Genomic DNA, 17,495 nt, shown 5'->3' on the forward strand with positions numbered 1-17,495 from the left:
CGCAACATCCAGGCCATCGAGCGCGCCGCCTGGAACCGCCATCAGCATCACGTAGCGTCGCTCGAACCTGCTAACGTTCATATCTTTGAAACAGCGCGCGCATCGTGGTCATCGGCTGGGTCATGTACGTCCCGCCGCCGCGCCCGGTTCAACGTCATCGGTCCGCACAAAAACCATGTCCAACGTGTACCAGCATAAACCGCTCACGCCATTGCGCCGCACACTCGCGCGCTTTTCGCTCTCCGAGACGGCCAAGTACGCCAAGCTGACGCTGGGTCTGTGGATCGGTTTCGCGGTCCCGTCGCTGCTGGGTTTTCCCGACGCGGCCGTTCCGCTCGCCGGTTCAGCGATGCTGACCCTGGCGCTTGGAAGCTCGATTTCGGCGGCTCGAAGCTATTTCCACAAGCGCGTGCTGTCCAACGTCGTCGCGATGCCGCTCGGCACGCTGCTGATCTGGCTGACCGCGCCCGATCTGTGGCTGGGCGCGCTGCTATTGCCGCTGGTAATCTTCAGCGTCGTCGCCCTCAGACCGTCGCTGTTCCAGATGACGAGCGTCACGGTGCCGATGACGCTCGTGCTCTACACCGGCGAACACATCCCGCTGCTCGAACAGCGCCTGATCGGCGTCGTGCTGGGCATGCTGCTCGGCTTCATCATCCAGCAGGTAGCGTTTCCGCCCGATCACGGCTACTGGGCGAACACGCTCGTCAACGACGGCAACGAGCAGTCGGCCGGAATCCTCACACAGCTCGCCGCGGGCAAGCTGGACAAGGCGCAGATCAAGCCGTCGGCGACCGCACTGCGCACGCTGAGCACCAACCTCAAACAGGCGCACCTGCTGTTGAAAACCGATATCGAGCAAGCGTGGGTTTCGTCTCATCTGAAGCGCAATCGCGCCCGGCTACCGCTCTTCGCGTGCTACCAGGAAACCTTCGATTCGCTGGTCAATTTTCTCGAGACCATGGACACGTTCCACGACCAGTTTGCCGCGCTCGACGCGCCATGGCGCGAAGCGTTCCTCGCGCGCCTTGCAAGACTCGTGTCGGTGCACCGGCAACTGGCCGAGGCGGCGGACCTGCGGGTCGAACGGCCGCCGTTGGCGGTACCGCCACTGCACATGGAAGAGCTGCGCCAACTGGTCGCCGAGCTGCCCGGCTCGAGTGTATTCACGAGCGTGTACCTCGGCCACCTGACCGGCTACGGCATTCTGCTTTGCCGCCTCAGCGAGCTGCATACCGCTTGAGCGCCCGTTCGACGCACTCTTCATGACGCTGCGCTTCACGCGCCGCGCTCATTGCACGGTGATCGTCTCCCTCATGTTCGGATGAATCGCACAGAACACCTTGTAGACCCCCGGCTTGTCGAACTTGAACTGGTAAGTGTCGTTCTGATCGAGCGCCGCGGAACGGAACATGCCGGCATCGTTCACCACCGTATGCGGTTCGCCATCCAGATTCTTCCAGGTCACGGTCGACCCGGCTTTGATCGTGAGCTCCATCGGCGAAAACATGAAGTTCTTGATGGTCACCACATTAGGCGTTTGCGCATACGCCGCGCCGGGTCCAGCCAGTGCCGCGATCAACATCGAGCTTCCGAACAGAGCCGCGAGCGCACGGCCGGTCAATTTGGTTTGCATTCCTGATCTCCTGAAAGTGGCAACGCGCTAATCTCAAACCAACGTCGTATCGACCAGCGTCGCCTTCACCGGATGACGTGCGATGCTGACACTGGTGATGCCCAGCATCTTCGGAAGCTGGTCGCTCGCCACCTTCAGCGGACCGGGGCCGGGCCCATCGCCCGCAGTCGGCTGCGGATAGGCCGTCGAGCGCGCGGTGTGGAAGGTGATGTTGCCCTCGGTCTTCGTCACGATCTGATGAATGTGGCCGTTGAGCACCGTCACCGAGCCGAAGCGTTTCAGGTAGCTCATCGCTTGTCCGGCGTCGCCGGTGCCCCATCCCCACGGCTCGTAGATGGTCCACATCGGCATGTGCGCGAAGACGACGATCGGTGTACTGGACGACCGTCCCTTGAGATCGTTTTCAAGCCACTGGAGCTGCTCGTCGCCAAGACCGCCCAGGCCGTTCGGCTTGAAATTCATCACATTGACGAGACCGACGAAATGCACGCCCTGATGATCGAAGCTGTAGTAGCCGCGGTTGTCCGACGCCTGACCGAAGCGCTTGAAGTATTCGGTTCCGGGCCCATCGGTCACGTCGTGCTCGCCGGGCACGGTGTGCAATTCGGTAATCTTCAGAGCCGACAACAGTTGCTGCGCCTGATCGAACTCCGCGGGCTTCGACAGATGCGTGATGTCGCCGGTATGGATCGCCAGCGCGGGCTTGACCGGCATCGCGTTGATGTAGTCGATCGTCTGCGTCAGCGTGCCGGCCACGTCCGGATTGGCTTCCTTGTTAAAACCGATATGCGTGTCGCTGATCTGCAGGAAAAGCGGCACGCCCATCCTGGCGGCCGAGGTTTTCGGGTCGGCGGCGAGCGCCAGCTCCACCGGCGTGAGCACGCCGCCGGACAGCACGAACACCGTGCCGAGACCGCCGAACGCCAGGCACTTTAGCGCGCCGCGCCGCGCCGGATCGAATGAATCATGTGACGACATAGTGACCTCACGATAAGGATTCGCCGGTCGGCCGCAGGATGTTCCCGTGGCCCTTGCGTCCCGGTTCACGAGGCATGACTGAGGATGTGCCGGTTTTATTCCCGGGTTGTACGGGTGATGTCGGCGTGGTCGTCGCGCTGGCGCGTTTGCCAGGCTGCGCTGGGTTGCGTCGCGGGTTGAATTGCGTCTGCAAAGAAGCCGCCGGGGCATAGGACCTCTTCTTGATGACGCGGATCCCGGTGCCTCGATCATGCCTGCAAGGCACGCGCATCAGCCTATAGAGGCTTTGCTATTCCGGCACGCAAGTCGCTGAATTGCAGCCTGTTCAGGGACGCGAAACTGCTTGCCGCTACTGCAAAACATATACCCATCGATACCCCGTTAGCCATTCACCGCCGCGATGATGCGTGCGCGCATCGTCTGGTCGGGCAACGGTCCAAGGCCAGCGCGAACGTTGTCGGCCATATATTGCGGACGGCCCGTGCCGGGAATCACCACCGTCACCGCCGGGTGAGCAAGCACGAACTTGAGCAGAATCTGCGCCCAGCTCGTACAGCCGATTTCCGCCGCCCACGCGGGCAGCGGCGATTTGCCGACCCGGGCGAGCAAGCCACCGCCGCCGAACGGCTGATTGATCACCACGCCAATACCCAGTGCCGCAGCGAGCGGCAGGATGAGATTCTCTGCGGCGCGGTCGTCGGCTGCATAGTTGATCTGCACGAAGTCGGGCTTTTCGCTGCGCATCACGGACGCGACTTCACCGAATGCGCTCGACGTGTAATGCGTGATGCCGATATAGCGGACCCGGCCGCGCGTTTTCCAGTCGCGCAGTGTGGCGAGTTGCGTGCGCCAGTCGAGCAGGTTGTGAACCTGCATCAGATCGACGCGCGGTTGTTGAAAGCGGCGCAACGATTCTTCCATCTGCGCGATGCCGGCCGCGCGCCCCTCGGTCCAGATCTTGGTGGCGACAAACGCTTTGTCGTGCGCGTCGAGTTGTGTGAGCAGCGCGCCGGCAACGGCTTCTGACGAACCGTACATCGGCGATGAGTCGATCGTCGATCCGCCGGCTGCGAACAGAATCCGCAGTACGTCAGCGAGTTGTGCACGCGCGGCGGGATCGTCGCCGACATCGAAGGTGCGCCAGGTACCGCAGCCTATCACCGGCAGACGCTCGCCTGTGGAGGGGATCACGCGTTGGGCGATGCGCGGCGAAGGTGCCGTGCCGGCCTGAGTCTGCGCAACAAGCGAAGCCGGCAGGCCGAGTGCGGCGCTGCCGACCATGCGCAGAAAACGGCGCCTGTCGACGTGTCGCCCGCCGCTGTCCGACGAAAGTGCCATCACGTACCCTCGATTCGCGAGTCAACTCGTGACTTCGTACGATACGGCAATTCGGCGCCGCGTGTTCGGCCACGCGCCGCGCGCCGCACGGGTACTCGATGTCAGGCCGCCCGTCGAGTCGGAACGGCTCGCTACCGGACGACGTGCCCACAGATCGACAGACTGACAAGCTGTGACGACAACGGCTGTGCGCCACCGGCGAGCGCGAACCGCTGCGCAGCCGTCGCGGAACCAGCGGCGGCGGCGATCGCGACGACCACGATCGCCATACCGCGCAGACGTCCAGCGCGGCCACCGAGCGGGTTGGACACGCTGCGCCAACCGGCCAGCAAGGTCATCGTCAGTGCGACGATCGCGCAGCACATGACAGGTGGCTCACGCGTTTGCCCCGGCCTGTGCCGGGCGCGCGGGGAACGGATTGCGCCATGCGTCGAACGCGTTCAACTGATCGTGCCAGCGCCGCACTTCCGTGAATTCGTCAAGCGGTATCGCACAGCGTGGTGCGTACGGCAACATCACCGCAACGGAAAAATCCGCGATCGACAGATCGTCTCCGAGCAGCCACTTGCGCCCCTTCAGGTGCTGGTCGAGCACACCAGCAAATCTGCGAAAAGAATCCTGCGCTTCGGAGACTTTCGATGGATCAGGTTCGCCGAGTCCGAACAACGGTTTGACAAGGTATTCGAAGTAAAGCGAGCCGCCATGCCGCAACAGATGCTGGCTGTTCCAGCTGAGCCAGCGCACCACGTCGACCTGCTGCGATGCGCTGCGTGGCCATAGCTCCGATTCCGCGTTCAGCGCGAGATGGAACATGATCGCATCGGCCTCCCAGATGCTTCTCTCGCCGTCGACGAGACACGGCAGCTTTCCGTTCGGATTGATCGCAAGATAGTCCGGTCTGGTTTGCTCGCCACGTGTCAAATCGACGAACGCATATTCGATTGGCAGACCTAAATATCTGGCAACCGCGCAGGCTTTTCTGGGCGACGGCGTTTCACAATAGTAGAGCTTCATGTTCGACCTCGGTACGTGTTCAAACCCATGGTGGATTGCAACTCAATCGCCCGCGCGTGCCAACTCGGCGACCAAACGTTCCAGCTTCTCGAATGCGCTGGTCCAGCCGGTCCGATGGGCGTCGCGAGCGGCTTCGTCGAAGAACTGCGAGTGCGTCAAATTCAGCTCGGTGCCCTCTTCGATTGCACGCAGACGGAGCGTCACGAGAGAGCGCCGCTCAGGCATCGTGACCCACTCCCACGTGAAGACGAGCTTGCGATCCGGTTCGACCTCCCGGTATTCGCCGCGGCAGTCATGCGTTTCGCCATCCAGCGTCTGGAACACCACGCGAAAGCGGCCGCCCACGCGCGGATCGGCTTCGGCGCTCAGCACCGGTCCCGCGTCGGGCCCCCACCAGCGCGCCATCAGCTCAGGACGTGTCCACGCCGCGTAGACCTTTGCCGGCGGCGCCTTCAGGCGCCGCACGATCGTCAGGCTCGGCTTCTCTTCCTTCATCCCTCTTCCCCTTCGACCAGATCGGCAAGCCGATCGAGACTCGCGGACCAGAAACGCTCGTAACGTCTTAACCACGCCATCGCCTCTTCCATCGGCCCGGCGACCAGTTCGACCGACACGGTGCGGCCGCTCTTCGTGCGAGCGATCAGACCGGCGTCACTCAGCACGTCGAGGTGCTTCATGACCGCCGGGAGCTTGAGCGGCAATGGACGCGCGATTTCCGTCACCGACAGGCCGGGCTCGCGCTCGAGACGCGCAAGGATGGCCCGCCGCGTGGGGTCCACGAGGGCGGAAAACGTACGATCGAGTTGACTGGCTGGATACTTCACCATGTGGTGAACTATAGGCGCTCGGCGTGAGGCGTCAAGTTTTTCTGAGCAGCGCGTGAGTGGACCAAGGACAAGGGCAAGGACAAGGACAAGAGCAAGGACAAGAGCAAGGACAAGAGCAAGAGCAAGAGCAAGAGCAAGAGCAAGAGCGACGGCGAGAGCAAAAATGCGGGCGAGCGCATGGATGCAATACTGCGCGCGTCGGGTCCGCTACAGCAATCCGCGACGCGTCAATTCATCGGACAAGCCCGCCGCGCTGACGAACCTGTACCCTTGCAGACCGGCGTCGATTGCGCCGCTCACGTTGGCGTCGCTATCGTCGACGAAGAGCGTTTCAGCGGCGGGCACGCCGATCCGTTCAAGACAGCGAAGATAAGTTTGCGCTGCTGGCTTCGCCGCGCCAAACGACGCGGAAGAATAGACGCGCGAACCGAACAGCCGACCCACTGGCGGATTCAGATAGCCGATGTGGTCGGTCAGCAACCGGCAGTTGTTCGTCAGTATTGCGATCTGACGGTGTTCGGCCACCTTGCCGGCAAGCGCGAGCACGGTTTCGTCGGGCGTGATCGACGCGCGGCGCGACGCCAGCCAGTCGGCGCGACTGACGGGATAGTTCAACAGAACGCCGAGTTCGCGCAGATATTCGTCATCGGTAATCATGCCGGCGTCCGCCTGCGCCTCGAGCCCCGAGCCCCAGATCGCATGACGCACAACCTCGCCCGTGCGCCCTGAGAGCGCCGCCAGCCGCTCAACCCGCGCAGCGCGGTCGTAGTGCGAGAGGACGCCTTCCAGATCGAACAGCACCAGCCTGATGGATGCAATCATGCTATCGGCCTCGCATGAGGAGCGTTCAGAAAGCAAGAACCGCACGACTGAATGACGCCGTGCGATTGTCGCTTGATATTGTGCCCCGACTCGCCACCGACGCGATGCGGACCAGAAGCCGCGCGTTCGCATGCTACGCATTTCGCGAATTACCGCTTCGCTTCGATCATTGCAAAGCTGATGCGCTTGCAAAACGCAGATGAAAACTCGTGTGCGAGGCCATTTCATCGTCAACCGAAAACGCGAACGGTGACCTTGCGAGTGCAGGTCGTGATGTCCATACAAACACCCAAACGCGCTCGCATTCAAAAATCCCCTCGGGCCAAGGAATAAAGCCGCAACACCACACGTTCAATTAGCGCAATGACGGCAATGACCATCGGTCACCAGGGAGGTGCGGCGATGAAATCTGTGCTTAAGGTATTGGGCGCTGTCGTCGGCAGCGCGGCGTTGACGGGTCTTGTCGCGTGCGGCGGAAGCTCTGACACGCTGACCAGCACGCAATCGTTTACGTCCACCGTGCTGGTGTCCGACGGTGCAGTCCCCGCGGCGCATACGGACCCGAACCTGAAGAATTCGTGGGGCATCGCCTTCAACCCGAAGGGTTTCTTCTGGGTGGCCGACAACGCCACCTCGGTCGTAACGCTGTATGACGGCAACGGCACCCCGCAATCGCTTATAGTTAGTATTCCAGACGGATTGAACGGAGCCGCCAATCCAACCGGCATCGTCTTCAACGGCACGACAGATTTCATGGTCACCCAAGGCGGCAAAAGCGGCGTCGCCGCATTCATCTTTACCGGCGAAGGAGGCACGATCACCGCCTGGGCGCCCGCAGTGGCTCCAACCACGGCCATCATCATGTTCGACGATGGCAACGGCGGTGCCGTGTACAAGGGACTCGCGCTTGCGAGCAACGGCAGCGCCAACTTTCTCTACGCGACTGACTTCCACAACAACAAGATCGATGTGTTCGACCGCAGCTTCACGAAAGTCGCGATGCCCGGCAAGTTTCAGGACCCGACGCTACCGGCGGGCTTTGCGCCATTCGGCATTCAGGCGATCGACTCGAAGCTCTTCGTGACCTACGCCCAACAGAATGCGGAGAAGCACGATGACGTCCACGGCGCCGGTCTCGGCTTCGTCGATGTCTTCGATACCGCGGGCAACCTGCTGCAGCGCTTCGCGTCGGCAGGTCCACTGAATGCGCCGTGGGGCATCGCGCAGGCGCCGGTCAATTTTGGCCGCTTCAGCGGTAACGTGCTGATCGGCAACTTCGGTGACGGCAAGATCAACGCGTTCGATCCGACCACCGGCGAATCGCTTGGCGCGCTCACTCAGTCGGACGGCAGCACGTTCGTGCAAGACGGTTTGTGGGGCATCGCATTCGGCAATGGGCTCGACAATCAACCAGTCAACACGCTGTTCTTTGCAGCGGGGCCGAATGAGGAAGCAAACGGCGTCTATGGCCGCATCGATTTGAAGATGTGAAGCGAAGTGTATTGCGCGTTCGCCGTCGGTCCATTCTCGCCACGCGCGAGTTGCGTCGCTCCGTCGCGCGAGCCCGCAAGACCGACGCGCAGTCGCGCGCCATCCGCAAGCGCGCCTAGCTCTTCACGCCGCGCAACGCGTAAGCGGACAGCGACGCGAGCCGCTCGACGCTCAGCGTCCGCGCGATCCGTTTGAGCGCGTGGCGTACCCGGCCGCGCAGATGCGCGACGCGCATATGACGCCAGAAACGGTCCGGCGCGAATTCGGCGAAGCGCGCCTCCTTTTCCAGCAAGCCCTTGCTGCCCGGCAAATGGACGAACGAGCAGCAGCGAAACCACCGCAAGTCACGGTAGTTGTTGCCGGCCCAATGACGGCCAACAGCCTGATAAGCACCGACTTCGATCAGCACCTGGCCTTCATCGGCCAGCGCATTGAGCGTGGCGGAGATGAACGATTCGTCGCCGTGATGCTTCAGACGCCCGCTTTCGCTCAGATAGCGTGCGTAGCTGGCGCGGGCGCGCGGCACGAGGCGGCGCAACGACGCGGGCGTCGCAAGCATGAACTCGCCGCCGTACCAGCGCGGATTGCCAAGCCGACGGCCCGCGACGATTTCCAGATCCGCCACCACACGCTCGCTGCCGTACGCCGGAAACACCTGATCCGAAATATCGAACACACCGAGGCCGGCCTGCGCGCATCGCGCGATCAGGTCGCGATCGAGCGGCAGAAACGCGACCATGTCGGCGTCGAGCAACAGCATCATCGTGTCCGCAGGCAAACTGCCGGCGACCTGGTCCATCAGGTCGAGTTTGAAATGCGCGGCATAGAACGGCGTGTTCTTCGGCAATTTGATCGTCGCGGTGAGCGGCGTCACTGCGGGCCGCTTCTCGCGCGGGATTGTTTCGAGCCGCTTGTCGACCAGCGCGGGTGCGTTGGTCATGATGGTCAGCGCCGGCATGCCCGCCCGCCGCAAGCTGTTGTTCAGGCAGATCGCCTGGTCCACATACGACAAGGGGTCGCGATTCGTCGAGTTGGGGCCGGGACTCGCATCCGCATCGACATACACCAGAGTGCAAGGAAATAGATTCACGTTGCGCCTCAGCACGCATGAGCGACGGTTCGCTTTTGCAGCGCTGCCGTGACTGTCAACAGGTTGATCCAGCAATTCCGCAGGCAAAACAGGCCGGTAGCCCGCGCGAGATGCGTGATCGTCGATGTGGGGCTCGCGCCATCGTGGCGTAACGCTTGAGCCAGTCCACAGAGCTGCGACGATGGAGCCGAGGACCCGGGTCGCAGCTTCAGGTACACCGCATCGTTTCACGTCCTTGTATACCGTTTCCGCCAAAACTAAGCGAGACACAACGCGTGGACGATGCGACGCGAGTTCGTTCCCGGCTTTGCGCAACTATTGCCGCCACATTAACGAGGGGCACTGAATAACTTACTTGCAAGCGACGAACCAGCCCGCGTCAGGTCAAGTGAAAAGCTCAGGCCGGTGCCTGGCTCGCGCGCCGGAAGGGCAACGAGCCAAACTGTAAGGCATCCGGTCGTGGCCGTCTGTCGCTAACGTATTCACATCCGCTGCCGCAACGGCCGGAAAAACTGACGAATTTCGGCCGCGAGCAGAGCGGGCTTTTCCATTGCCGCGAAGTGTCCGCCGCTCGGCATGTCGGTCCACTGCGTGACCTCGAAGGTTCTTTCGAGCCAGCTGCGCGGTGGATGGTTGATCTCCTTGGGGAAATGCGCGAAACCGACCGGCGGCACGACATGTTGCCCGGCGGCGAAACGCATCGGCTGCAAGCGGTTTTCCCAATACATCTGCATGGCCGGACCAATACTCTGCGTGTACCAGTAGAGCGAGATGTTGGTCAGCAGCTCATCCTTCGAGAACACGCGCTCGAGTTCGCCATTGCAATCGCTCCACACGCGAAACTTCTCGCCGATCCATGCCGCCAGTCCCACCGGCGAATCGTTGAGCGACGCTGCCGCGGTCAACGGTCTGGTGCTGTGCATATGCGCATAGCCGCCCTCGAGCGCGGCCCACTCGCCTTTCTCGCGCAGGAATGTTTCTTCCGCAGGCGTCAGTGGCCGCTGCGCCGCGCCGATCGCAGGCTCGTACGAACTGGGCAGGAAGTTCAAATGAATCCCGTCGACGGCTTGCGGATGCCGCATGGCGAGCGCGATCGACACCCCCGCGCCTAGATCGCCGCCCTGAGCGCCGAAGCGCTGATAGCCAAGCCCGCGCATCAGCTTTGCCCACACGTCCGCCACCTGGAATGCCGAGGTGCCCGATCGTGCGGGCGGCGGCGAAAACGCGAAGCCAGGCAGCGAAGGCACGACGACATCGAACGCGTCAGCGGGATCGGCGCCGAACGCGCTCGGGTCGCAGAGCTGGTCGAGCAGCGCATGAAACTCGAAGAACGAACCGGGCCAGCCATGCGTGATCACCAGCGGATAGGGCGCGCGCCCGTCGCCACGCCGATGCACGAAGTGCACGCGCTGACCGTCGACATCGGCGATGAATTGCGCCTGCTGATTGAGCTTGCGTTCGGCCGCGCGCCAGTCGAAATGCTCGGCCCAATACGCCGCGAGTTCACGCAGCCAGGCGGCATCGGCGCCCTGTTGCCACGCGGGCGACGGCGTGGCTGGCGCCCAGCGGGTCGCGCGAATGCGCCCGCGCAGATCGTCGATGTCATGTTCGGCAATGGCGATCGCAAAGGGTTCGATGTGCATGGCAACTCATCCGTGCGAGGTGATGGGGAACGTGCGCCGCGAGTTCAGTCACCTGGCGCAGCGCAGCTTGTCTGCAGCCCGGCCGACGCCGGCGCGCGACGTAAGCCGCATGGTACGCGAGCGGCGCGAACAACGAAAAAAGCCCGCGAACGCCATTGCGCCATTCCCCTCTTGCGCCACACCGGTTCGCTGATGGCCGATAATGAGCGCTCAATTCCGATATCCACCGAGAGGAGCTTGCCGCGATGTCCGCCGAAGAATCCAGAGTGCCGCGAGTGCTGTTGACCAACGACGACGGTATCGACGCGCCCGGCCTCGCCGTGCTCGAAGCCGTCGCCGCCGAACTCGCGCACGAAGTCTGGGTCGTCGCGCCCGAGCACGACCAGAGCGGCACGTCGCACTCGATCAGCCTGCATTCGCCGCTGCGCGTGAGCCGCCAGGGCGAGCGGCGTTTCGGCGTGACCGGCACGCCCGGCGATTGCGTCGTCATGGGCGTGCGCCATCTGATGCGCGACGCGCCGCCCACGCTGGTTCTCTCCGGCATCAATCGCGGCGGCAACCTCGGCGTCGAGACGATGTTCTCGGGCACGGTCGGCGCGGCAATGACGGGCCTGCTGCTCGGGCTGCCGTCCTTCGCGCTGAGCCAGACCTTCAGCGACCGCGATCGCGTGCGCTGGGATACGGCGCGCACCCTCGCGCCCGGCGTGATCCGCCGGTTGCTCGCCATCGAGCACGCCGCGCCAACCTGCCTGAACATCAATTTCCCCGACGTCGACGCGGCCGCCGCCGGTCCGCCGACACCAACCCGGCAAGGCGTCGGACTCATCGAACATATCGACGTGCTCCCGCACACCGACCCGCGCGGCATGGCCTATCACTGGCTGCGCTTTCAACGCGGCACCCGCGCGAACGATCAGGACAGCGAGACGGCCGTGGTGGCATCGGGTCGCGTATCGGTCACGCCGCTCGCCTTCGACCGCACCGACGAAGCGACCTTCGCGCGACTCGCCACCTCGCTACGCTGAAAGCCGATTCGTTAGTCTTCGATCGATGCATCGATGCGCGCCGCTGCGTGCGCGCGGCTGAACCCGACGCGCTGCGGGCGCCGATTACCGCAAAGCCGCGGCTTCAGGGAGCTGGCGCGACAGGCCGGCTCGACGCGCCACCGGGCCAGCCGGGATTGGGATTGCCGAATGCCGGCAGACTGCCGTCCTCGCGCCCACGGACGATCTCCGCGCGTACCTGCGCGCGTGTGTCCGGAGCGCTGTCCGACTTCGGCAGTGTGTCGCTGGGCAGCGTGGGCTGAGCCACGAGCGCCGGCGAGATGGTTTGCGCTACGGGTTCGGCGCGTGCATTCGACGGTGCTGTTTGCACCGCCTCGGTTGATTGCTGCACCGGCGCATCCGGTTCGATCGTGACAGCCGAAGCATTTGCGGCGGACCCGTTGCCGCTCGACGCGCCAACAACGTCCGCGCCCACCGCCACGGTTTCAGCCAGGCGCCGGTTGTTTGCATGACTTGCTGCGTGGTTCGAATGCTCGCGCGTCGCATAGCGGCTGTCGCGCGAATGACCACTTTTCGCGTGCCAACTCGACGACGTGCGTGCCGGTTTCTCGACCGCCGCCTGCGCATTGAGTTGGTCTTGCGGCGCAATCATCTGATCTGCAATTTTGCCTGGCGTGCCGACCGCGTCCAACTGCGGCCGCGCGGCGGCCACATCGTCGCGTGGCCAACTATTGCGCTCGGCCTGTAGACGAGCCGCCACTGCCGCCGAATCGCCGCGCGTCACAACCGGACCGGACGTCACCGTTCCGGTGATCACATCGCCGCGCATCAAGCCGGGGCCATCCGCCGAACTTTCGCGATCTGCGGACTGCGATATGTAGGCCGCAACGGCAAGCGCGCCGATTGCGCCGATTGCCAGGCCTGTGAACACCATCTTTCTGGGTTCGCCATACACGACGTGTCCCCTTCCCGGCGTGGACGTACAAGTTTGGGCTCGCGCGAACGCCCCGCAATCCATCGGAGGATTGGCCGCGATCGATGCAATGGATGCCGTCATCACGGCCGCAACTTCGGGCCGTCGATGTATAGATGAAAGTGTGAGCGAACCGGATGCATCTGATGCAGCGATTGGTCCGGCAAACGTCAAATCGTCGGATTGTGCAGGTCATGTGTCCGAAAAAAACAGCCAACGAACCCGCGCGAGATCCAACGAGTGATGATTCGATATCCGAAGCAAATGCGCGCGGCCCGCGTAGCCTCGTCAGGCGACGAGGTTATACGAGCGGCCCCTCTGTCTGCTTTCCACGCACCGCCACGGCAATCGAACTGCCGACAATCAGCGCAATGCCGAGCAGCGACATGGCGCCGATCGTCTCGCCCCACGCCACATAGCCGAACGGCGCGGCCCACGCAATGCTCGTGTAGTTGTACGGCGCGAGCGCGTCGAACGTCGGCGTGCGCCACGCGAAAAACAACGACGCGCCCATCACGACCGTGCCGATCATCGTGAAGTACAGCACGGTGGTGCCGGAATCGTCGGTGGCGCGAATCGCGCTCGCGCCACGCCATGCCACGCCATGCCACGCCACGCCATGCCATGCCACACCACACCACACCACACCGTACGATGCCACGTCGCGTCGCATCATGTCATGCCGCCGTCATGCCACCGTCATCTGCCGCATAACGTCACATTTGGCCACATCGCATCGCGTCAACTCACCCCGAGTTTCGCGAGCATCGCCCTCGCCGCCGCTTCCGACGACGCCGGATTCTGCCCGGTAATCAGCGTGCCCGCGACGACGACATGCGACTGCCAGTCCGGCCCCTTCGAATAGCGGGCGCCGTTTTTCTTCAGCATGTCTTCGACCAGAAACGGCACGACATCGGTAAGACCGACGGCCGACTCTTCCGAATTCGCGAAGCCCGTGACCGCTTTGTCACGCACGAGCGGCGTGCCGTCCGGTCCCTTCGCGTGACGCAGCACGCCGGGCGCATGGCAGACCGCGGCGACCGGTTTGCCCGACGCATGAAATATTTCAACCAGTCCGATCGAATGGGGGTCTTCAGCGAGATCCCAGAGCGGGCCGTGACCGCCGGGATAGAACACCGCGTCGTGGTCCGCGGCCGCGACAGTGGCAAGGCGCACGGTATTCGCGAGCGCGGCTTGCGCTTGCGGGTCTTTCCTGAAGCGCCGGGTCGCGTCGGTCTGTGAGTCGGGATCGTCGCTCTTCGGGTCCAGCGGCGGTGCGCCGCCGTCAGGCGAAGCGAGCGTCATCGCGACGCCGGCGTCCTTGAACACGTAGTAAGGCGCGGCAAATTCCTCGAGCCAGAAGCCGGTCTTCCTGCCGGTATTGCCGAGCTGATCGTGTGAGGTAAGTACCATCAAGATGTTCATAGCCACCTCGCGAGCAGAGTCGATCCACGTGGCGACACGCCGGGTAGCGGCGTGTCGCCGTCAGACGCTCTCGCAGTATAGGCGGGCCTGCGCAACGCCGACGATGTTTCCCGGCCGGCCTCGACGCGGTTCGTCATGCCATCGACGCCGCTCGCACGCGCCCCCGCAAGTCGGGTTCGCGCGCAGCGTTGCAGGCGCGTCGATTACGCGATGCTGTCGAGCGTCGCGCTAGACGGCATGGATGTCCTGGTTGTCGACGAGCGGTAAAAAATTGCCGCTGCGTCCGTCGAGCGCGAGCATCACGCCGCTCTGGATATCGAAGATCCAGCCGTGCAGCTGCAACGTCCTGTTCGCGATCCCCACCGCCACTGAAGGATGGGTGCGAATGTTGTTGAGCTGCGCGATCACGTTGTCCTTGATCAGCGCGTCGAGGCGTTCGGCATCCGAGTGATAGGTGCGCGATGCGTTGATCGCCCTGGCCGCATCCGCGTGACGCAGCCAGCTTGCCACCGCGGGCAGATGGTCCAGATTCGTGCAGGCCGAGATGGCCGTCATCGCGCCGCAGTTGGAGTGACCACAGATCACGATATCGCGCACGCCCAATACCGCCACCGCGTACTCGACGCTGGCCGATACCCCGCCCGGCTCCGGACCATAGGACGGCACGATGTTGCCAGCGTTGCGGATCACGAACAGCGCGCCGGGCTCCGTCTGCGTGAGCAGTTCCGGGACCACGCGGCTATCCGAGCAGGTCACGAACAGCGTGCCGGGACTTTGCGCCGTCGACAGACGCTTGAACAACGCGAGTTGCTGCGGAAAGACTTCGCGTTGAAAGCGGATCAAACCTTCGATGATTTCCTGCACGACGTCCTCCAGAGAATCGAAGACTGCGTTCGCCGCGCAGGCGGCGCTCCACCGCTTGCGCACTATTGGTTGGCGCGACTATACCGCAGACCCGACCACTGCCAGACACCCGGCTCGTATTCTGACGCGCTCGCCAATACGCTTTCATGCAGTCGCCTTCATCAATCCGGCGTCGTCAGAGAAAAAAACCCCAGCTGTTGCCAGCCGGGGCCAACTCTCTCGCACGCACACGAGAGGCCGTGCGTACATGGAGACTGTACCGGCGCCGATCACGCGGATATATACGCGGCGCTGGAAGAGTCCTTTCCACTACGGCTCGAAGCCGGATGCGTTGTACTCATGCGCGGCATCGCGATCGGACACGCACAAGCGCAACGCCACCGGACACATCGAAGCGCATCGCGCGTCACGACAGGCGTGCGAAAAAACCGTCGCATCAACGGCTGTACATCGCGTTCCAGTCCGCCGACGACACCGCCGGCCGGCCGCTTTGCGACGACCCCGCGACGCCGCCGCCATAGCCGCTCGCGCTGTCGTTGCGCGCGGCAATGCGGGCCTCGGCCGCCAGCACGGCGTCGGGATAATGGGTCTGGTCGCCATCACCGACGTGATAGCCGGCCTGTTCGAACTCAATCAGTTCCGCGCGCACCTGCTCGCGCGTGATGCGGGAATTCGATTGGGCGAAAACCGTGGCCGAAGCAGCCAGCGAAGCGACGATAGCGACGATAGCGACGGCCTTGATGAGGGACTTCATGATGAAAACACGCTCCAGAAATTGAGGGTTCGCGGCGCGTCGGAAGACTCTCTGCGCGACCGCCGAGCTCAATATAGGCGCTGGTTCCCGATCGAAAAACGGCCTCGCGTCGAAGGGATTGTTGCTGGATCTGGAGAAGTGGCGCGGCCCGGCGCACACGCGCCGGGCCGCCGCCGTGTGAATGGCCGGGACCCGTACGGCCTCGGCCGAAACCTAATTGAAGTCGCCAGTCTCGAGTTCCACGGACCGCCCGCCGTTCTTTTCGAGCACCCGCCGCGCGGCATTTTCAATCTGCGCGCGATTGGCTTCGAACGTACCGACCAGATCGTGGGCCGATGTCCCGTCATTGCCGAAATGGTCGTTCAGCGCGTCCAGCGACACGCTGCACCAGACGTTCGCCCCATCAACATTGGCCTCGAAGGCGACGCGCGCCGCTGCCACGACTTCACGGCGTCCGCTGAATCCGATCCTCATAATGTCCTCCATGTGTCGAAAGAGAAATGCGAATGCGCAAGCCCGGTGCCATGCCGCTTGAGCCCTCCCCAGACGACTGGCGCGCGGGGCGCGCATTCTCCGTAAGGTGCATACTCCATATCGGCCGCTGCGCGCGGCCGTATCGATGCGTCGCGGACCTGCGTCCTCCCAGGCTGTCCGGCGTGCCCAATACCCCGATACTACCCCTCCACGTCGAGCGTCAGCTCGCTGGTGCTGACTCAGGAGATCGTCAGGATGGACGAATGCGGCAGCGCCACCGCGTCGAATCTCTTTGAACGCAATCTCGGCAGCACACCTGGCGCGACGCTGTTCGGCGCGGTGCTCCATTTCGGGCTCAACCATTCGAAGGATATGGGCCTGTCCGCATCCGCCGATCAACCGCCCTTCGCGTACAGCGTCGATTCCGCAAAGCCTTCGGCGGCCAGCACCTGTCCGACCAGGATCAGCGCGTTCCGCTCGATGGCGGTCGATTGCACCTTGCTCACGATGTCGTCGAGCGTGCCGGTGATCTTCTCCTCGTCCGGCCAGCTCGCGCGATAGATCACCGCGATTGGACACGTGCCGCCATAATGCGGCCGCAATTCATCGACGATGCGCGCGAGATGGCGCACGCCGAGGTGAATTGCCATCGTCGCGCGATGCCGTGCCAGATCGGAGAGCTGTTCGCCTGCCGGCATCGCCGTTTTGCTTGCATAACGCGTGAGGATCAGCGTCTGCGATACATCGGGCAGCGTCAGTTCGCAACCGAGCGCCGCGGCGCAGGCTGCCGTGGCGGTCACGCCAGGCACGATCTCGTACGGAATGCCCAGCTCGCGCAAACGGCGGATCTGTTCACCGATCGCACCGTACAGCGACGGATCGCCCGAATGCACGCGTGCCACGTGCTGGCCTTTGGCATGCGCGGCCTGCAGCAACGCGACGATCTGATCGAGGTCGAGCTCGGCGGTATTGACGACCTGCCCGGCGCTGTGACCTTCGAGCACCGCGGCCGGCACGAGCGAGCCCGCGTACAGGATCACTGGACAGCTGCGCACTAGGCGCTGCCCTTTCACCGTGATCAGTTCCGGGTCGCCCGGACCCGCGCCGATAAAAAATACCGTCATTCAGTACTCCAATGATTTATTTGGGCGGAGTTTGGGCG

19 protein-coding genes and 2 pseudogenes are annotated in these 17,495 nt (G+C 63.4%); 4 read left to right on the forward strand and 17 right to left on the reverse strand.

Annotated features, from left to right (window positions below):
- Window positions 1-175: 175 nt before the first annotated feature.
- Window positions 176-1,243, forward strand: coding sequence for an aromatic acid exporter family protein (locus tag BN2475_RS28125; protein ID WP_094782711.1), 1,068 nt, complete (start codon window positions 176-178; stop codon window positions 1,241-1,243).
- A gap of 48 nt (window positions 1,244-1,291) precedes the next feature.
- Here BN2475_RS28125 and BN2475_RS28130 read toward each other — a convergent pair whose 3' ends face one another.
- The 8 genes from BN2475_RS28130 to BN2475_RS28165 all read right to left on the reverse strand — a co-directional run bounded on the left by BN2475_RS28130 (window position 1,292) and on the right by BN2475_RS28165 (window position 6,615).
- On the reverse strand, window positions 1,292-1,636 hold the full coding sequence (locus BN2475_RS28130) for a cupredoxin domain-containing protein (protein ID WP_094782712.1): 345 nt from the start codon (window positions 1,634-1,636) through the stop codon (window positions 1,292-1,294).
- A gap of 33 nt (window positions 1,637-1,669) precedes the next feature.
- Complete coding sequence (locus BN2475_RS28135; protein ID WP_094782713.1) at window positions 1,670-2,614, reverse strand: metallophosphoesterase family protein; 945 nt, start codon at window positions 2,612-2,614, stop codon at window positions 1,670-1,672.
- Between the two features lie 381 nt (window positions 2,615-2,995).
- The gene (locus tag BN2475_RS28140; protein WP_094782714.1) at window positions 2,996-3,952 is read right to left on the reverse strand and encodes an aldo/keto reductase; all 957 of its coding nucleotides are present in this window, start codon (window positions 3,950-3,952) and stop codon (window positions 2,996-2,998) included.
- A 131-nt stretch (window positions 3,953-4,083) separates the two neighbouring features.
- Complete coding sequence (locus tag BN2475_RS28145) at window positions 4,084-4,317, reverse strand: hypothetical protein (RefSeq protein WP_094782715.1); 234 nt, start codon at window positions 4,315-4,317, stop codon at window positions 4,084-4,086.
- Window positions 4,318-4,327: 10 nt separating this feature from the next.
- Entirely contained in the window at window positions 4,328-4,966 is a 639-nt protein-coding gene (locus BN2475_RS28150; RefSeq protein ID WP_094782716.1) for a glutathione S-transferase family protein, read from the reverse strand.
- A 42-nt stretch (window positions 4,967-5,008) separates the two neighbouring features.
- A complete protein-coding gene (locus BN2475_RS28155; RefSeq protein ID WP_094782717.1) occupies window positions 5,009-5,461 on the reverse strand; it encodes an SRPBCC family protein in 453 nt (150 codons plus the stop codon).
- On the reverse strand, window positions 5,458-5,793 hold the full coding sequence (locus tag BN2475_RS28160) for an ArsR/SmtB family transcription factor (RefSeq protein ID WP_094782718.1): 336 nt from the start codon (window positions 5,791-5,793) through the stop codon (window positions 5,458-5,460). Before BN2475_RS28160 ends, BN2475_RS28155 begins: the two co-directional genes overlap by 4 nt.
- Before the next feature lie 207 nt (window positions 5,794-6,000).
- On the reverse strand, window positions 6,001-6,615 hold the full coding sequence (locus BN2475_RS28165; RefSeq protein WP_094782719.1) for an HAD family hydrolase: 615 nt from the start codon (window positions 6,613-6,615) through the stop codon (window positions 6,001-6,003).
- A 402-nt stretch (window positions 6,616-7,017) separates the two neighbouring features.
- On the opposite strand from BN2475_RS28165, the gene BN2475_RS28170 reads away from it, so the two are divergent.
- Window positions 7,018-8,106 carry a TIGR03118 family protein gene (locus tag BN2475_RS28170; RefSeq protein WP_094782735.1) on the forward strand — a complete coding sequence of 363 codons (1,089 nt, stop codon included), beginning with the start codon at window positions 7,018-7,020 and terminating at the stop codon, window positions 8,104-8,106.
- A gap of 115 nt (window positions 8,107-8,221) precedes the next feature.
- Here the strand turns inward: BN2475_RS28170 and BN2475_RS28175 are convergent, their stop codons facing one another.
- On the reverse strand, window positions 8,222-9,196 hold the full coding sequence (locus tag BN2475_RS28175) for a hypothetical protein (RefSeq protein WP_094782736.1): 975 nt from the start codon (window positions 9,194-9,196) through the stop codon (window positions 8,222-8,224).
- 482 nt (window positions 9,197-9,678) lie between these two features.
- Window positions 9,679-10,839, reverse strand: a complete 1,161-nt coding sequence (locus tag BN2475_RS28180; protein WP_094782720.1) for an epoxide hydrolase family protein — start codon at window positions 10,837-10,839, stop codon at window positions 9,679-9,681.
- Between the two features lie 245 nt (window positions 10,840-11,084).
- On the opposite strand from BN2475_RS28180, the gene surE reads away from it, so the two are divergent.
- The gene (surE, locus tag BN2475_RS28185) at window positions 11,085-11,864 is read left to right on the forward strand and encodes a 5'/3'-nucleotidase SurE (protein WP_094782721.1); all 780 of its coding nucleotides are present in this window, start codon (window positions 11,085-11,087) and stop codon (window positions 11,862-11,864) included.
- A 103-nt stretch (window positions 11,865-11,967) separates the two neighbouring features.
- On the opposite strand, the gene BN2475_RS28190 is transcribed toward surE, so the two are convergent.
- The 6 genes and pseudogenes from BN2475_RS28190 to BN2475_RS28215 all read right to left on the reverse strand — a co-directional run bounded on the left by BN2475_RS28190 (window position 11,968) and on the right by BN2475_RS28215 (window position 16,333).
- A complete protein-coding gene (locus BN2475_RS28190; protein ID WP_094782722.1) occupies window positions 11,968-12,777 on the reverse strand; it encodes a hypothetical protein in 810 nt (269 codons plus the stop codon).
- A gap of 340 nt (window positions 12,778-13,117) precedes the next feature.
- A pseudogene (locus BN2475_RS28195) lies at window positions 13,118-13,393 on the reverse strand (EamA/RhaT family transporter); the annotation flags it as partial.
- 164 nt (window positions 13,394-13,557) lie between these two features.
- Window positions 13,558-14,241, reverse strand: a complete 684-nt coding sequence (locus tag BN2475_RS28200; protein ID WP_094782723.1) for a type 1 glutamine amidotransferase domain-containing protein — start codon at window positions 14,239-14,241, stop codon at window positions 13,558-13,560.
- 228 nt (window positions 14,242-14,469) lie between these two features.
- The gene (locus BN2475_RS28205; protein ID WP_094782737.1) at window positions 14,470-15,105 is read right to left on the reverse strand and encodes a carbonic anhydrase; all 636 of its coding nucleotides are present in this window, start codon (window positions 15,103-15,105) and stop codon (window positions 14,470-14,472) included.
- Window positions 15,106-15,541: 436 nt separating this feature from the next.
- Window positions 15,542-15,859, reverse strand: a complete 318-nt coding sequence (locus BN2475_RS28210) for a DUF4148 domain-containing protein (protein WP_094782724.1) — start codon at window positions 15,857-15,859, stop codon at window positions 15,542-15,544.
- A gap of 213 nt (window positions 15,860-16,072) precedes the next feature.
- On the reverse strand, window positions 16,073-16,333 hold the full coding sequence (locus BN2475_RS28215) for a DUF1488 family protein (RefSeq protein ID WP_094782738.1): 261 nt from the start codon (window positions 16,331-16,333) through the stop codon (window positions 16,073-16,075).
- A gap of 210 nt (window positions 16,334-16,543) precedes the next feature.
- Between BN2475_RS28215 and BN2475_RS35865 the strand changes: the two are divergent.
- A pseudogene (locus BN2475_RS35865) lies at window positions 16,544-16,723 on the forward strand (MFS transporter); the annotation flags it as partial.
- Window positions 16,724-16,728: 5 nt separating this feature from the next.
- Here BN2475_RS35865 and cobM read toward each other — a convergent pair.
- A complete protein-coding gene (gene cobM / locus BN2475_RS28225; RefSeq protein ID WP_094782725.1) occupies window positions 16,729-17,457 on the reverse strand; it encodes a precorrin-4 C(11)-methyltransferase in 729 nt (242 codons plus the stop codon).
- Between the last annotated feature and the right edge of the window lie 38 nt (window positions 17,458-17,495).

It is taken from the genome of Paraburkholderia ribeironis (assembly GCF_900019265.1).
Classification (GTDB): domain Bacteria; phylum Pseudomonadota; class Gammaproteobacteria; order Burkholderiales; family Burkholderiaceae; genus Paraburkholderia; species Paraburkholderia ribeironis.

Coding starts and splice junctions, on each gene's coding strand:
- BN2475_RS28190 (WP_094782722.1), bottom strand. CDS start 12,777: ATGGTGTTCACAGGCCTGGCAATCGGCGCAATCGGCGCGCTTGCCGTT.
- cobM (WP_094782725.1), bottom strand. CDS start 17,457: ATGACGGTATTTTTTATCGGCGCGGGTCCGGGCGACCCGGAACTGATC.
- BN2475_RS28215 (WP_094782738.1), bottom strand. CDS start 16,333: ATGAGGATCGGATTCAGCGGACGCCGTGAAGTCGTGGCAGCGGCGCGC.
- BN2475_RS28210 (WP_094782724.1), bottom strand. CDS start 15,859: ATGAAGTCCCTCATCAAGGCCGTCGCTATCGTCGCTATCGTCGCTTCG.
- BN2475_RS28130 (WP_094782712.1), bottom strand. CDS start 1,636: ATGCAAACCAAATTGACCGGCCGTGCGCTCGCGGCTCTGTTCGGAAGC.
- BN2475_RS28155 (WP_094782717.1), bottom strand. CDS start 5,461: ATGAAGGAAGAGAAGCCGAGCCTGACGATCGTGCGGCGCCTGAAGGCG.
- BN2475_RS28135 (WP_094782713.1), bottom strand. CDS start 2,614: ATGTCGTCACATGATTCATTCGATCCGGCGCGGCGCGGCGCGCTAAAG.
- surE (WP_094782721.1), top strand. CDS start 11,085: ATGTCCGCCGAAGAATCCAGAGTGCCGCGAGTGCTGTTGACCAACGAC.
- BN2475_RS28145 (WP_094782715.1), bottom strand. CDS start 4,317: ATGTGCTGCGCGATCGTCGCACTGACGATGACCTTGCTGGCCGGTTGG.
- BN2475_RS28200 (WP_094782723.1), bottom strand. CDS start 14,241: ATGAACATCTTGATGGTACTTACCTCACACGATCAGCTCGGCAATACC.
- BN2475_RS28160 (WP_094782718.1), bottom strand. CDS start 5,793: ATGGTGAAGTATCCAGCCAGTCAACTCGATCGTACGTTTTCCGCCCTC.
- BN2475_RS28150 (WP_094782716.1), bottom strand. CDS start 4,966: ATGAAGCTCTACTATTGTGAAACGCCGTCGCCCAGAAAAGCCTGCGCG.
- BN2475_RS28125 (WP_094782711.1), top strand. CDS start 176: ATGTCCAACGTGTACCAGCATAAACCGCTCACGCCATTGCGCCGCACA.
- BN2475_RS28170 (WP_094782735.1), top strand. CDS start 7,018: ATGAAATCTGTGCTTAAGGTATTGGGCGCTGTCGTCGGCAGCGCGGCG.
- BN2475_RS28165 (WP_094782719.1), bottom strand. CDS start 6,615: ATGATTGCATCCATCAGGCTGGTGCTGTTCGATCTGGAAGGCGTCCTC.
- BN2475_RS28180 (WP_094782720.1), bottom strand. CDS start 10,839: ATGCACATCGAACCCTTTGCGATCGCCATTGCCGAACATGACATCGAC.
- BN2475_RS28140 (WP_094782714.1), bottom strand. CDS start 3,952: ATGGCACTTTCGTCGGACAGCGGCGGGCGACACGTCGACAGGCGCCGT.